This window comes from Cupriavidus sp. 86D6, assembly GCF_057815095.1.
In genome coordinates this window covers 880,478-896,042 of the sequence record NZ_JBYPSB010000001.1, presented here as the reverse complement: position 1 = coordinate 896,042, position 15,565 = coordinate 880,478, and the positions used below count along the sequence as shown (strand labels likewise).

The window sequence follows — 15,565 nt, the reverse complement described above, 5'->3', positions numbered from 1 at the left end:
CTACGAAAAAGCCCCGCCGTGGGGCGGGGCTTCGTGTCACATCGGGCTGGCCGGCCGTCAGTGAATCACCATCTGCGTGAACGGATGCACATACGCCTGCAGCGTCACGAAGAGGCCCACCAGGATGGCCAGCGAGATCGAGTGGAAGAACACGTAGCGCAGGATCTCGCCCTCGTGGCCGTACCACTTGGTGGCCGTGGACGCCACCACGATCGATTGCGCGTCGATCATCTTGCCCATCACGCCGCCGGAGCTGTTGGCGGCCGCCATCAGCGTCGGCGACAGGCCCAGCTGCTCGGCCGTGGTCTTCTGCAGGCCGCCGAACAGCACGTTCGATGCCGTGTCGGACCCGGTCAGCGCCACCCCCAGCCAGCCCAGCATCGTGCCGAACAGCGGGTACAGCACGCCGGTCTGGGCAAACGCCAGGCCCAGCGTGGCGTCCAGGCCCGAGTAGCGGGTCAGGTAGCCAATGCCGAACATCGCGCAGATCGTCAGCAGTGAATAGCGCACGAGCTTGATGGTTTCCCAGTATTCCTTGAACAGGCGCGGGATCGAGTAGCCCATCAGCAGGCCGCCCACCACCGCCGACACCAGGATGCCGGTGCCGGCCATCGACAGCACGTTGAAGTTGAACACGGCGCCTTCGGCGATTTCCTTCGGCACCACCGGCGGGCCCTTGATGACGGCCTTGTCAAGGCCCGGGATCGGGAATTTCCACTGCCAGATGCCGTCCATCAGCTTCTTGAACTCGGGCACGCCCCAGACGAACACGAACACGGTCAGGATCACCCACGGCATCCAGGCCTTGGCCACCGAGATGCCCACCGATGCGGCGCTGGCCCGCGCGTCGGCTTCCAGTGCCTCGGGATGATCGACCTTGGAGTCGTCGTGGCGGCCCAGGATGCGCGTGGACGTCCAGATTTCCTTCGGTTGCCAGATCTTCAGGAAGCCGGTCAGGCAGCCCATCGAGATCAGCGCCGAGATCACGTCCACCAGCCACGGGCCGTGGAAGTTCGACACCAGGAACTGCGGCACGGCAAAGCTGACGCCCGCCACCAGGATGGCCGGCCAGATCGCCAGCATGCCGCGGAAGCCCGCGAACGCCCAGATCAGCCAGAACGGCACCAGCACCGAGAAGAACGGCAGCTGGCGGCCGATCATCGCGGACAGCTGCACCTGGTCGATGCCCGTCACCGACGACAGGCCGATGATCGGCGCACCCAGCGCGCCAAATGCCACCGGCGCGGTGTTGGCGATCAGCGCCAGGCCCGAAGCGGCCAGCGGCGAGAAGCCCAGGCCGATCAGGATGGCACCGGTCACGGCCACCGGCGTACCGAAGCCGGCGGCGCCCTCGAAGAATGCGCCAAAGCTGAAGGCCACCAGCAGCAGTTGCAGGCGGCGATCCTCGGTCACGCCGGAGATCGAGTTCTGCAACACCTTGAATGACCCGTTTATCGTGGTGAGCCGGTGCAGGAAGATGATATTGAGGACGATCCAGCCAATCGGGAACAAGCCGGACACGATGCCGAGCCCCGCCGCCTTGCCGGCCATGGCCGCCGGCATGCCGAACACGAACGACGCCACGACGATGCCCACCACCAGCGCCAGGCCGGCCGCCAGGTGCGCCTGCATATGAAAGAACGCCAGCGCGGCAAGCAGCACGGCGACCGGAACCCCTGCAGCGATGGTCGAAAGCGCCATGCTGCCTAGCGGGTCATAGACTTGACTCCACACGATTGAATCCTCCTCTGGTTGATACGGCTGCCTGCCTCTGACGGACCTGGACAACCGGACGACATGTGCCCCGCCGAGCGACGCAAGCGCCGCCCGCCGGACAGAAAGGGGATTGTAAGGACGGGTTCCCGGCTCACCGCCCAAAATCCGGTCATCGACCCGATGAGCCGGATTCAGGGATCAGGGTTTGTGCGGGGGCAGTCTGGCGCACCTCACATCCTCGCGCGCAGCGTACTCCTTAAAACGATCGTTCGATATAGGTAATGTGATGGAGGCGCGGCCCCGCCCACGCACGGCGGTGCACGGCGGGCCGCCCCCTTCGGCGAGTGCCGGATCAGCCGCATTCGCCCACGTAGCCGCAGTTGGCGCACTTGGCGCAGCCGTCGACCTTGTGCAGCGCATGCGCGCCACATTCGGGACATGGCTTGCCGGTGCCGATGCCGGTCACGGCCGTCGCGGCCTGGGCCGGCGTCGTCGGCCGGGCCAGTGCGACCGCCGCCTCGCCGCCGTCGCGCCGGGCCAGCCGGGCGGCCAGCGCCGTCACGGGCACCTGGCCGCCCTCGTCGTCCAGGAAGCCGCGCTTGATCAGGATGCGCTGCAGCGCGTAGCTCAGCGCCGCCACCTCGGAGTCATGGAAGCGCGGTACCTCGGTGCCATCCTGCCGCACCACCGATCCATAGCGCACGGTGCCCTTGTCCCACACCACGTTGCGCATGTCGGCCAGCGCCTTGGCGATCGGGCCGCCCGAGCGCGCCACCATCGACAGCAGCCGCATCGTGGACGTGATCCACTGCTGCCCCTCGGTACGCTGGCCGGCCGGCATGAAGAACTCGATGGGCCGTTCGATCGTGACCGGCTGGCCGTCCACCGTCCCCGTGACGCGCATGAAGTTCACGGTCAGGTAGACGGTCTTGTGGCCTTCGTAGGTCAGGTACTCGACCTTGGACGTCACGCCTTCCAGATCGCCCAGCGGACGGCTGCCGAACGGCCGGGTCAGCGGATCGTCGCCATTCTGCTGGGCGCCCGGCGTCGTGGCCGCCGCCGCAGGCGCGTCGGGAGCCGGCGCCACCGACAGCACCGCGCCCAGCACCTGGTTGGGCCGGTAGGTGGCCAGCCCCTTCAGGCCGGCCTTCCAGGCTTCGAGGTACAGGTTGCGGAAGGCTTCGTACGGATAGTCCTCCGGCACGTTGACGGTCTTGCTGATGCTGGTGTCGATATACGGCTGCACGGCTTCCAGCATCCGCATATGGTCCAGCGCCGACATCTGCAGCGCGGTGACGAAGCTGTCCGGCAGATGGTCCATGTCGCCGCCCATATGGCGATAGAGCCGCCATGCATGGTCGGCCACCTCGAACGTGCGATAGCTGTCGTCGGGCATGCGTTTGCGGCGGTTGTACGTCCACGAGAACGCGGGCTCGATGCCATTCGACGCGTTGTCCGCGAAGGCCAGCGTGATGGTGCCGGTCGGCGCGATCGACAGCAGGTGCGAGTTGCGCAGCCCGTGCGTGCGAATGGCGTCCCGCACGGCGTCCGGCAGCCGGCTCACAAAGCCGCCGCGCAGGTAGGCGTCGGCATCGAACAGCGGGAAGGCGCCCTTCTCGTCGGCCAGTTCCACCGATGCCAGGTACGCGTGGTCGCGCATCGCTTCGGATATCCGGCCCGCCAGCGCGCGCGCCGCGTCGGTGTCGTAGCGCAGCCCCAGCATTACCAGCGCGCTGCCCAGCCCCAGGAAGCCCAGCCCGATGCGGCGCTTGGCCTGCGCCTCGGCCTGTTGCTCGGGCAGCGGCCAGAACGTGACGTCCAGCACGTTGTCGAGCATGCGCGTGGACACCCGCACGACTTCGGCAAACGCGGCGAAGTCGAAGCTGGCCTCGTCGGTGAAGGGCTGGCGCACGAAGCGCGTCAGGTTGATCGATCCCAGGCAGCAGCAGCCATACGACGGCAGCGGCTGCTCGGCGCATGGGTTGGTGGCTTCGATCGTCTCGCAGTAATACAGGTTGTTGTCCGCATTGATGCGCGACAGGAACAGGATGCCGGGCTCGGCGTGGTCGTAGGTGGCCTGCATGACCTGGTCCCACAGCCGGCGCGCCGGCACGCGGCGATACACCCACTGGCCGTCGTCGCGCCGGTAGGCGCCGGCCGCGATCACGTCCATGCCCGGCTCGGCCTCGTGCACGAGTTCGATTTCCTCGTCGGCCTCCACGGCCTGCATGAAGGCGTCGGTCACGCCGATCGAGATATTGAAGTTGGTCAGTTCGCCACGATCCTTGGCGTGGATGAAGCTCTCGATGTCGGGATGGTCGCAGCGCAGCACGCCCATCTGCGCCCCGCGCCGCGCCCCGGCCGACTCCACCGTGGCGCACGACGCATCGAACACCTTCATGAACGACACCGGCCCCGAGGCGCGCGAATGCGTGGCGCGCACCAGCGCGCCGCCGGGCCGGATCGACGAGAAGTCATAGCCCACGCCGCCGCCGCGCCGCATGGTCTCAGCGGCCTGCGCCACGGCCGTATAGATACTGGGCTTGCCGTCCCGGGACTCGGACACCGAATCGCCCACGGGCTGCACGAAGCAGTTGATCAGCGTGGCCTGGATGCCCGTACCGGCGGCGGAATTGATGCGCCCGGCCGGCACGAAGCCGTTTTCCAGCGCCCAGAGAAAGCGCGCGGCCCAGGTGTCACGGTGATCGGCCGGCTCGACTTCGGCCAGCGCGCGCGCCACGCGGCGGCGCACATCGTCGATGCTGCGCTCCTCGCCCTTGGCGTATTTTTCCTGAAGAACTTCGATGGAGATGTCTTGCGGCACGAGTGCGCCGCGGAGGATCTGGTCGTTTGCGTTCATGCCCCAACCTGTCTGGATGAAAAGTCGGCAGAAAATGCCGTCCGCCATGCTGCCAGCATGGCCGGGCGACACCCCGGTATCAGATCAAACTCCGGTCGAACAACCCTCGTAGAACAACGAAATTGGAAACGTTGCGCCAGGTTGGGTTACAATGCCGGTCGGACGGGCCTCCTCGCATGGTGGCGCGGTCAACCTGGTCAGGTCGGGAACGAAGCAGCCACAGCCGTTTTCCACCAGTGCCGAGGGTCAGGCTCGTCCCCCTTCCTCCTGCTTTTTCTGTCTTCCCGCGAAGTTCTTCGCGAAAATCCCACAAAATAGTGCCTTCCTGCCGATCGCGGCGGACCCGCCATCGCGCGGCAATCCAGCACCTATTCTGCGCCTCTTTTGCGGATCAGAACAACGACCCCTGCTGCGTCGTGGCGATTGGCACAGACGTCCGTGAGGGCGTCCAAGCGCGCAGCACTTCGGCGTCGATCCATTCCCCGGCGGCCGTGGCCACGCCGGCTTCGATCCGCTTGCCCGGGAAGACCGGCTGCACTGCCGCCACATAACGCGCCAGCTGCGCGCCATAGGCGGCGTGTTCCTGCGGCAGCAGGCGCTGCTTGTAGTCGATGATGACCACGCGGTCGTCGAACTCCACCAGCCGGTCGATCCGCAGCAGGCGGCCCCGGCCATCGTAGAGCTCCACCTCGTTGCGCGCCGACACCGCGTCGGGCGCAAACAGCAGCGGCCGCAGCGCCGGCGCCGCCAGCATGGCGCGCAGGTCCGCCACAGCCGCCTCGGCCTGCCGCTGCCAGCGGTCCCGTGCCAGGGGCGCGCCGGCGCCGGCCAGCGGGAACCAGCGCATCACGGTGGCGGCGTCCGGCACGCCGGCAAAGGCCTCCGGGTAGCGCGTCAGCCGTTCCAGCAGCGCATGCACCAGTTCGCCATGCGCGGCAGCCTCGGCGTCGAACACCGTGGCTTCGGGCTCGTCCTCGAAGCCGGCTTCTGCCACCGCTTCGGCTACCACTTCAGCGGTCCCTCCTGCGGCTTCCCCGGCCGCCACCTCGTCCGCGCCGCGATAGCGCAGCCGGAAATCGGTGTAGCGCACGCGCTCGCTGGCCGCGCCGAAGGTGTCGGCGGCCGCGATTTCCGCCTCCGGATAGGCGCTCACCGCGTCGCCGACGCCTGCCCCGGCCAGCCGCACATACCAGCTGCCGGCGATCTCGGCGCCGTTGGCTTCGTCCCTGGCGGCCTTGCTGGCCCGGCCCTTGACGCCACTGACCAGCAGGCCCTGCTGCGCGCGCGTCATGGCCACGTAGAGCAGGTTCCAGTTCTCGCGCTCGGCCAGGGCGGCTTCGGCCTCGAACATCGGCGCCCGTGCCAGGCCGCGCTCGCTGCGCTTGCCGTAGGCCGAGAAATGCCGCGGCGCGTTCGATGCCGGCGGCCAGTCCACCAGGATGCCGCCACGGTCGGCGGCCGGATCGCTGTGGTTGGCATCGAGCAGCACCACGAATGGCGCCTCCAGGCCCTTGGCCGCATGCACGGTCAGGATATGCACCGCGTCAAGCTGGCTGTCGCCGGCGTCGTCGGGCTCGGCCTCGGTGTCTTCCACGCCCTCGCCCATGCCGCCCTCGTCCGGGCTCTCATCCTCGTCGCCGCGCCGGATCTCCTGCAGTTCGTCGATGAACTTCGGCAGGCTCGGGTAGCGGCCGCCGTCCAGGTCCAGCGACAGCTTCAGGAAGGCGTCCAGGTTGGCCAGCACCTGTTCGCGGATGGCCGACGGCGCGGCCTCCGCGTAGCGGCGGCGCACCTCGCCGTGGTGGTAGATATGGTCGATCAGGTCGTGCACGGGCTCGTGCGGCGCCAGCGCCAGCCAGGCGCGCAAGCGGGCGACGCCGGCGCGCAGCGCGTCCGACGCATGCTCAGGCAGCCCGTTGGCCATGCGCGACCACCAGCCGCCTTCGCCTTCGATCGACGCCAGCAGGATCAGGTCGTCGTCGGTGGCGCCAACGATCGGGCTCTTCAGCACATGCGCCAGGTCGAGATCGGACTCCGGCGTCATCAGGAACGCCAGCAGCGCCGAAATATCGAGCGCCTCCAGCGTCGTCAGCAGGCCGCCGCGGCGCGGGCTCAGGCACGGGATACCGGCTTCGCGCAGCGCGCGCTCGTAGTCGGGCAGATAGGTCTTGCGGCGCACCAGCAGGTGCATGTCGCGCCAGGTGGCGGGCCGCGACACGTCGCCCTCGCGCACGGGCACCTGCTCGCGCAGATAGTGCAGCCACGCGGCCACGCGCCGGCCTTCCTCGAAGCGCAGTGAATCGCCCTGCTGCACACGCGGCTGCGTCAGCGTGTCGCGATGGCCGTCACCGGCAGGCCGATCGTCGTCGGTGCCCACCGCTCCGTCCACAGCTTCATCCACGGCTCCCTCGGCTGCGCCCGCCCCGGCGGTGTCTTCCGCCTCGACCAGCGGCAGCAGCCAGACCGGGCCGCCGGGTTCTTTCAGCGCCGTGGTCTGGGTCTCGTAGAGCGGATACCGGCCGTCGGCGCGCGCATGATCGAACACCGCATTGACCCAGTCCAGCACTTCGGGACGATTGCGCCGCGTGCGGTTGGTACGCAGCACCGTGGCGCGAAACTCGGCTTGCAGCATGTCGCGTGCGGCATCGAACAGGCGCGCATCGGCCCGGCGGAAGCGATAGATCGACTGCTTGGGGTCCCCCACTAGGAACACGGTCGGCTTGTCGCCCAGGCCCTGGTAGCCGGCCAGCCAGCCCTGCAGGATGCGCCACTGCAGCGGGTTGGTGTCCTGGAATTCGTCCAGCAGCAGGTGGCGATAGCGCGCATCGAGCCGCACCTGCAGATAGGTGGCGGTTTCCTCGTCGGCCATCAGCCGCGCGGCCAGCCATTCGAGGTCGGCGAAATCCATCGCGCGCTGCTCGCCCTTGTATCGCTGGTAGCGTTCCAGCAAGGCGTCACCGAGCCGGTAGAGCGCCAGGTTGATGGCCAGCACGGCGGCCTCGCAGCGGCGGGCCGCGATATCGTCGAGCCGCGCGCAATGGCCGGCCACGCGGGCGATCAGGTCTTCGGCACCGCCTTCGCCGCCGCAGATCTTGACCAGCGCGGTGGTGGCCTTCATCGAGCGCGGCTTGCCGGCGTCGGTGAAAAACGCGGCGCGCAACTCGCCGAAGGCCTGGGCGGCGGCGTCGCCGGGCGCGGCGCCGGCATCGAGCCAAGCCCGGACCGCGCGCAGGCCGTCCATCAGCCGCGACGCGTGGGTCTGCTCGGTTTTGCCGGCCCGGCCCAGGGTCAGCGCCAGCTGGGCGCATTCCTCGAGCCAGTCGTCGTCGGCCAACGCCTCCACCAGCACGTCGGCCGTGGCGTCATCGCCGAGATCCTGGGCGAGCCGCTGCGCCGGATCGCCAGCATCCCGGAACGCCCACCACTCGTTGCGCGCGTGGAACATGCGATCAAGCAGGCTGCGCGCCTGGAAGTCGCCCACCGCATCGACCAGCTGTTCATAGGCTTCGCGCAGATCGGCATGCTGCGGATGGGCCAGCGCCCGCCAGAACGGCGCCCAGGCCTCGCGCTTCATGCGCAGGGCGTCCTCGCGCAGCGACGCACCGGGCACGATGCCCGACGACAGCGGCGCGCCACGCAGCAGCGTGCCGAACCAGCCGTGGAAGGTGTCGATGGCCATGCGGCCCGGCGATGCCAGCACCTGCGCATGCAGCAGGCGGGCGCGCGGCAGCGCGGCGCGCGCGGCATCGGGGGACAGGCCGCGCATTTCCAGCTGGGCCAGCACGGCGTCGTCCGACCCGCTGGCCAGTTGGGACAGCACTTCCAGCAAGCGTTCGCGCATCTCCTCGGCGGCCTTGCGCGTGAACGTGATGGCCAGGATCTCGTGCGGTGCGGCGCCGGCCAGCAGCAGGCGCACCAGCCGCGCCACCAGCAACCAGGTCTTGCCGCTGCCCGCGCAGGCCTCGACCACGACCGAGCGTGCCGGGTCGCACGCGGCGCGTGTGAAATCGGCCTCGCCCACCGGCTGGCCATCGCGCAGATAGGGGTGGATGTCCTGACTGGCGTTCATGAGCGAAGATCCGGCAAGGCGGTGGATTCCCAGAAGCCCTTGCGGCACAGGCCGCGCGCTTCGCAATAAGTACAGGCCGCGGCATCGCCGAATGCGGGCAGCTTCGCGCCCTGCCGCAAACGGCCGACGTCATGCCGCAGCTGACGCTCCAGCCACGTCACGGCGGCCTGGAATTCGGGCAGATCGACTTCGCGCTGCGCGCCGGGGGCGCTGTCGCGGCCGCCCTGCTTCACGCCTTCCAGCGCCACCCAGCTGCCGGCCACGGCATCGGCGCGCAACAGGCCGTAGAACGCCAGCTGGCAGTCTTCCTCGGCATCGCCCACTTTGCGGCGCAGGCGGCTGGCGGGCTGCGTCTTGTAGTCGAGCACCGCGTGCGCGCCGTCCGGGCCCTTGTCGAGGCGGTCGATCCGGCCGGCCAGCCGCAGCGGCACGCCGTCGGGCATCGCCACATCGACGCCGGCGTCCAATTCGCCGCCGCGCCAGTGCCAGCCCATTTCCTCGCGGGCGGCCTGCCACGCCACGTACGACGGCAGCACCTCGCACCAGCGGCGGTAGTAGCTGATCGCGTTACCGTCCTCCGCGATCTGCTTGCCGAACACGGTGTCGGAGATCTGCTGCAGGCGGGCCAGCCGCCGGGCGTCGTCGCGCTCGCCGGTGTCGTGAACTTCCTGGTGGTACTGCAGCAGCACGCGGTGCAGCAGGTTGCCGATATCGCGCTTTTCGAGGTCGTCGTTGAGCGATTCGAGCCCGGCCAGGCCCAGCATGCGGCCCGCGAAAAACTGATAGGGACACCGGCGCAGCATGTTGTACGCCGCCGCGCTCCAGCGGGCCGGCACGCGTTCCGGCGCGATCGGCGCGGGCATATGGCCGGGCTGCGCGAAGGTGTCGAGCAGCGGCGGCGCGGCGCTGGCCTCGATCGGCGCCCCGGCGCGCGCGCAGCAGGCGGACAGCCGCTCGATCCAGCCCGACACGTGATGCGGCTCGCCCCGGCTGCCGTAGCGTTGCCAGGTCAGCACCACGTCGTCGTTGTTGAGCAGCACTTCGGCCAGGTCGCGCGCCTGCTGCGCGAAGCGTGCCTCGCGATCTTCCAGGCCCAGTTCGCGCCGCATCTGGTTCGAGAAGAACATCAGCTCGGCCGCGCTGGACGGCAGCTGGGCGTCATCGCACCCCACCACCACCACGCCGTCGAAGCGGCGCATCCGCGCGCCGTTGAGCGGCAGGATCGTGATGCGCGACTGGCTCTGCGCCAGCGGCTCCTTGTAGGCCACCGTTTCGAGCAGCGCGGCCAGCATGGCGCGGAATTCCTGCTGGTTCAGCGTGGCATGGCTGCCGGTTTCGTCGTCGGCCAGTTCGGCCAGCCGCGCCAGCGCATCGAGCAATTGCTGGCCGGCATCGTCGGCGGCCAGCGCGGGACGCATCGCCAGCGCGTCGAGCGTGGCATCGAGCCGCCCCAGCCAGACCGACAGCGGCTGCTGGGCATGGCCGCGCGGCCACTGGCCGGCTTCATCGGCCAGCGTGGCGATCAGGCCGCGCGCGGCGGCGCGCACGTGCAGCGTCGCGTCGCTGGCCTGCATGGCCTCGGCATCGGCCACCACCGTCCCCTCGCGCTCCGCGAACAGGTGGCGCAGCCGGGTCCAGCCGCCGGTAATCACGTCGCGCCGGATCTGCCGCTCCAGCAGCGCGATGGCCGCGCCACGGTGGGCGGCGTCGGGCAGGCAGAACGGCGACTTCAGCAGGTCCAGCAAGGCGGCGGTATCGCCGTCGCGCACGAGCACGTCAAACCAGCGCATCAGCGCGGCGGCCGCGCGCGTGGTGGACAGCTTCCAGCCCGTTTCATCGCGTACCGGCGCACCGGCCCGCTTCAGCAGCGCGCGCGTGCGGCGCGCCACCACGCGATCGTGCGCCACCAGGGCCACATGCTTGCGGCCCTCGTTCAGCCATTGGACAAGCTGGGCCGCCGCAGCGGCGGCTTCGTCCTCGAAACGGGCACTGCCGATGACCCGCACGCGCGGGCGTGCCGCGGGCAGCGTCCGGGGCAGCGCGGGCAGCGTGGCATCCGTGGGCAGCCTGCCGGCACCATCATCCGCGCCGGCCTCGCCGTCGTCCCCGCCCGGCTGCGCCGGTTCGGCACGGCGCGCCTCGGGCCACAGCGCCAGCAGCGTCTGGTACCAGTCGGCGTCGGCTGCCGCTTCGCCGCCGGTCCAGTCGTAGCCCACTTCCAGCGTCGGCACCGCCTCGCCGGCCTGTTGCAGGAAGCTGGCCTCGATGGGCTCGGGCGGCGTCGGACCGATCCACACCACCGGCCCGGCTACCTGCTGCGCCAGGCGCTGGAGGGCGCGGCGACGGACCGGCAAGGGGTCGTCCGGGCCGGACAGCATCTGCCAGAAGGCCAGCACGATCTGGGCCTCCTGGCCAAGAAACCGCTCGGACAGATGGGCGTAGGTACGCTGCAGCGCACCTTGCAGCAGCGCGGCGCGGTCGTCGCCATCCACGTCGTCATCCTCGCGGATGGCGGCGTCCTCGAGCCATCGCGCGCTCAGTTCGTCGCTGATCGACAGCAGCGTCTGCGCCAGCCCCCAGGCGGCGCCCTCGGTCTGGGCGCCGAACGCGGTGCGCAGCCAGTCCTGCGCGCGAATGGCCTGCTGCACGGCCAGCAGGCGCGCGGCGTGGCTGCGCGCTGGGGCCGGTTCGGCATCGAGATCGGGAGGCAGGTCCAGCAGCCAGTGGCCCAGCGTCAGCACGCGCGGCAGCAGGCGCGGCTGCCCGGCCGCGCGTGCCGCGGCATCGAGCGCCTGGCGCACGCCGGGAATCTGCGCGGCCGTCGGCACGACCACGTGCGCGGCCGACGCTGCAGGGCCGCAGTGGTCAAGGAAGTACCACGTCGCCGTGGCAGCCTGTTCGAGAAACGACGGGCCTGGAGGAAACGAAAGCCGGGTCATGAATGGTAGGGACCGATACGTATCAGCGATGCGGGGCGACCCGGGCGCCCCGGACGCACGCGAAGGTCAGTTGCCGCCCCGTCCGCCACCTTCCAGGCGGGCACGCAGTTCGCGGGCGGTTTCCAGCAATCCTTCATAGCCGGAGCGCGCGTGCTCGGGCAAGTCGGGGTCGCCAATCAGCGTGCCGAGGGTTTCCATCACGCTGTACACCAGGCCCCTGGCGGCGCCGGTGGCGATGCTGTTGGTTTCGACGGCGCTGTTCAGGTGTGCCAGTGCTTCGCTCAACTGGTCCGCATCGGGGGTATCGGTATCGGGCTTGCGAGGATCGGGCGTCATGATCGATGGCCTATGTCGGAAGAGGCAAGGTTTGCGCATCCGGCCTGCCATTCTACGCGCAGCGCGGATGCGGTCCGTCCAAGTGCATTCTAGATCATGCCCCGCGCCTTGTTCTACGGGAAATCCCCAGCGGCGGGGGCGCTGCCCGCCACAAATACCTCCGATGAGGGATGCCGATTGAGCCGGTCTCTCGCGCCGATTGAAACTATCATCGGCAACGGAAGCCGGGGCGCGGCACAATGTGCCCGTGACCGGCGCGAACGCCCTGTGGCGCGCGGCGCGCGGCGGGTGAGGCCGGGGCTTGAAATCCGGCAAGCTGGTAACATATCGGCGTCAATGGCGGCGCGTGTCGCCACGCATTGCCGTCCGGCGTCCCTGCACGATCTCGTGTAAGGTAACGGTTCAGCCCCACGGCAGTTGCCCGCCTTCAACATAAACTGAGCAAAACCTGAGGTTCCCCGCCATGAGCGACCAAATCAAGTATGTGAGCGACGCATCGTTCGACACCGATGTGCTCAAGTCCGACAAGCCCGTGCTGCTGGACTTCTGGGCTGAGTGGTGCGGTCCCTGCAAGATGATTGCCCCGATCCTGGACGAAGTCGCGAAGGACTACGGCGACCGCGTGCAGATCGCCAAGATCAACGTGGACGAAAACCAGCAGGTGCCGGCCAAGTTCGGCATTCGCGGCATCCCGACGCTGATCCTGTTCAAGAACGGCGAAGTCGTGGCCCAGAAGGTTGGCGCGCTGTCGAAGTCGCAGCTGACCTCGTTCCTGGACGCACAGGTCTAAGCCACCGACCTCCGGCGGGGGCCTCGAGCCCCGGCCTGGCATGATCCGGCCTCGCGGGCGCCAGTTCTGGCGCGCCGGCCGGATTGTGCTAAGATGCGACCCAACAACTTCCCCGAGCGTTCGCTCATTCCTTCCCCCTCCTTAGGTCTTGCCCGTCCGGGCCCTTCTGTACCCCTTGTCTATGCACCTGACAGAACTCAAATCGCTTCACGTGTCTGCGCTTCTCGAAATGGCGGCTACGCTCGAGATCGACAACGCACAACGGATGCGCAAACAGGAACTGATGTTTGCGATCCTGAAGAAGCGCGCCAAGATGGGCGAAACCATCTACGGAGACGGCACGCTGGAAGTTCTGCCCGATGGCTTCGGTTTCCTGCGCTCGCCGGAAACGTCGTACCTGGCCAGCACGGATGACATCTACATCAGCCCGTCGCAGATCCGCCGCTTCAACCTCCACACCGGTGACTCGATCGAAGGCGAAGTGCGTACGCCGAAGGACGGCGAGCGGTACTTTGCACTGGTCAAGGTGGACAAGGTCAACGGGCAGCCGCCCGAAGCGGTGAAGAACCGCATCATGTTCGAGAACCTGACGCCGCTGCATCCGAACCGGCCGCTCACGCTCGAACGCGACATCCGCGCCGAAGAGAACATCACCGGCCGCATCATCGACATGATCGCCCCGATCGGCCGTGGCCAGCGCGCGCTGCTGGTGGCGTCGCCGAAGTCCGGCAAGACCGTGATGCTGCAGCACATCGCCCACGCGATTGCCAACAACCATCCGGAAGCCGACCTCTTCGTGCTGCTGATCGACGAGCGCCCGGAAGAAGTGACCGAAATGCAGCGCTCGGTGCGCGGCGAGGTGGTGGCGTCGACGTTCGACGAGCCGGCCATCCGTCACGTGCAGGTGGCCGAAATGGTCATCGAGAAGGCCAAGCGCCTGGTGGAACTGAAGCGCGACGTGGTGATCCTGCTGGACTCGATCACGCGTCTGGCCCGCGCCTACAACACGGTGGTACCGGCCTCGGGCAAGGTGCTGACCGGCGGTGTGGACGCCAACGCGCTGCAGCGCCCGAAGCGCTTCTTCGGTGCCGCGCGTAACCTGGAAGAAGGCGGTTCGCTGACCATCATCGCCACGGCGCTGATCGAAACCGGCAGCCGCATGGACGACGTGATCTACGAAGAATTCAAGGGCACCGGCAACATGGAAGTGCACCTGGAACGCCGCCTGGCGGAAAAGCGCGTCTACCCCGCCATCAACCTGAACAAGTCCGGCACGCGCCGCGAGGAACTGCTGATCAAGCCGGAAATCCTCCAGAAGATCTGGATCCTGCGCAAGTTCATCTCGGACATGGACGAAGTCCAGGCCATGGAATTCATCCTGGACAAGATGAAGCCGACGAAGAACAACGCAGAATTCTTCGACATGATGCGTCGCGGCGGCTGATACCGGCCAGTTGCCACCGGCATGAAAAGGCGTACCCTTCGGGTGCGCCTTTTTCTTTTCCGATTCCGCTCCGACCCCGCATTCACGCCTTCGACATGTTCGGCAAACTGTCCAGCTACCTGCGCGCCCGCTCGCGCGAACGCAAGCTCGCGCACTACGCCATCCCGGACGACCTGTGGACCCGCACCGTGGCCGCCCTGCCCTTCGTCCAGCGCTATGGCACCGACGACCTGGCCGCGCTGCGCGAACTGGCCACGCTGTTCATCGCCAGCAAGGAATATTCGACCGCCCACGAGCTGGAGCTGACCGACGAGATGGTGGTGGGCGTGGCCGTCCAGGCCTGCGTACCGATCCTGAAGCTTGGCATCGAGTGGTATCGCGGCTGGCACGGCATCGTGCTGTATCCGGGCGAATTCCTGATCCGCAAGACCGTCGAAGACGATATCGGCCTGGTGCATGGTGTGGAAGAGGAAGCCAGCGGCGAAGCCTGGGAGCATGGCCCGGTGATCCTGTCCTGGCAGGACGTGAACATGCCCGGATCGGGCGTCGACAATGGATCGGACTCCTATAACGTGGTCATCCACGAGTTCGCCCACAAGCTCGACATGCTCGACGGCGAACCCGATGGCGTACCGCCGTTCTCGCGCGTGCTGCATCCCGGCATCGATGCGGAACAGTGGGCCGAGTCCCTGCTCACGCAGTACGATGCGTTCGCCGACGCCTGCGAGGCGGTGCCGGATGCCAGCTGGGACCACCCGGCACGCCTGCCGCCCCGGCTGTGCGTCATCGACCCGTATGGCTGCGAGGCGCCGAGCGAATTCTTTGCCGTGGCGTCCGAGTCATTTTTCGTCGATCCGAAGGGCCTGCGCGAACACTGGCCGGCGCTCTACGCGGTGCTTGGACAGTTCTACCGGCAGGACCCCGCATCGAGTGCTACATAGATCACCAACAATCGCAGCGGCACACCGGAAATCGTGGCCCGGATATTGCCCAGGCTCTTGTTTTTCTGCCATAATCCCGGTTTGCCCGTTATCGGCAAGTGGTTCGCTCGTCGCAAGCAGGCTGCGGCACCACGGAGCGGACTGGCTACCCAACCTGAAAGGAAGCACCATGAAAGAAGGCATTCACCCGAATTATCGCGAAGTCCTGTTCCACGACGTGTCGAACGACTTCAAGTTCGTGACCCGCTCGACGATCCAGACCAAGGACACGATCGAACACGAAGGCAAGACCTACCCGCTGGCCAAGATCGAAGTGTCGTCGGAATCGCATCCGTTCTACACCGGCCAACAGAAGATCATGGACACGGCCGGCCGCGTCGAGAAGTTCCGCCAGAAGTTCGGCAGCAAGCTGGCCGCCAAGAAGTAATTGGCCGACGCTACCAAGCGACTGCGGCGCGCAACAGGACAGA

9 protein-coding genes and 1 other RNA gene are annotated in these 15,565 nt (G+C 67.9%); 5 read left to right on the top strand and 5 right to left on the bottom strand.

Going from position 1 to position 15,565, the window contains the following annotated elements:
• Positions 1-57: 57 nt before the first annotated feature.
• Together AC3G88_RS04150 and AC3G88_RS04145 are read right to left on the bottom strand one after the other, a co-directional pair.
• Positions 58-1,734, bottom strand: coding sequence for an L-lactate permease (locus AC3G88_RS04150; protein WP_400392893.1), 1,677 nt, complete (start codon positions 1,732-1,734; stop codon positions 58-60).
• A 334-nt stretch (positions 1,735-2,068) separates the two neighbouring features.
• Positions 2,069-4,576, bottom strand: a complete 2,508-nt coding sequence (locus AC3G88_RS04145; RefSeq protein ID WP_488893133.1) for an adenosylcobalamin-dependent ribonucleoside-diphosphate reductase — start codon at positions 4,574-4,576, stop codon at positions 2,069-2,071.
• 161 nt (positions 4,577-4,737) lie between these two features.
• Between AC3G88_RS04145 and ffs the strand changes: the two genes are divergently transcribed.
• Positions 4,738-4,836: signal recognition particle sRNA small type (ffs, locus tag AC3G88_RS04140), an RNA gene on the top strand.
• A 131-nt stretch (positions 4,837-4,967) separates the two neighbouring features.
• Here the strand turns inward: ffs and AC3G88_RS04135 are convergent.
• The 3 genes from AC3G88_RS04135 to AC3G88_RS04125 all read right to left on the bottom strand — a co-directional run bounded on the left by AC3G88_RS04135 (position 4,968) and on the right by AC3G88_RS04125 (position 11,920).
• A complete protein-coding gene (locus AC3G88_RS04135) occupies positions 4,968-8,645 on the bottom strand; it encodes a UvrD-helicase domain-containing protein (RefSeq protein WP_488770373.1) in 3,678 nt (1,225 codons plus the stop codon).
• Positions 8,642-11,584, bottom strand: coding sequence for a PD-(D/E)XK nuclease family protein (locus AC3G88_RS04130; protein WP_488893132.1), 2,943 nt, complete (start codon positions 11,582-11,584; stop codon positions 8,642-8,644). Before AC3G88_RS04130 ends, AC3G88_RS04135 begins: the two co-directional genes overlap by 4 nt.
• Before the next feature lie 66 nt (positions 11,585-11,650).
• On the bottom strand, positions 11,651-11,920 hold the full coding sequence (locus tag AC3G88_RS04125) for a hypothetical protein (protein WP_487523662.1): 270 nt from the start codon (positions 11,918-11,920) through the stop codon (positions 11,651-11,653).
• A 463-nt stretch (positions 11,921-12,383) separates the two neighbouring features.
• Between AC3G88_RS04125 and trxA the strand changes: the two genes are divergently transcribed.
• The 4 genes from trxA to AC3G88_RS04105 all read left to right on the top strand — a co-directional run bounded on the left by trxA (position 12,384) and on the right by AC3G88_RS04105 (position 15,522).
• Complete coding sequence (trxA, locus tag AC3G88_RS04120; protein ID WP_066734371.1) at positions 12,384-12,710, top strand: thioredoxin TrxA; 327 nt, start codon at positions 12,384-12,386, stop codon at positions 12,708-12,710.
• Positions 12,711-12,891: 181 nt separating this feature from the next.
• Complete coding sequence (gene rho / locus AC3G88_RS04115) at positions 12,892-14,154, top strand: transcription termination factor Rho (protein ID WP_066734373.1); 1,263 nt, start codon at positions 12,892-12,894, stop codon at positions 14,152-14,154.
• Positions 14,155-14,249: 95 nt separating this feature from the next.
• On the top strand, positions 14,250-15,095 hold the full coding sequence (locus tag AC3G88_RS04110) for a M90 family metallopeptidase (protein WP_488770375.1): 846 nt from the start codon (positions 14,250-14,252) through the stop codon (positions 15,093-15,095).
• Between the two features lie 169 nt (positions 15,096-15,264).
• The gene (locus AC3G88_RS04105; RefSeq protein WP_061959698.1) at positions 15,265-15,522 is read left to right on the top strand and encodes a type B 50S ribosomal protein L31; all 258 of its coding nucleotides are present in this window, start codon (positions 15,265-15,267) and stop codon (positions 15,520-15,522) included.
• Positions 15,523-15,565 lie beyond the last annotated feature (43 nt).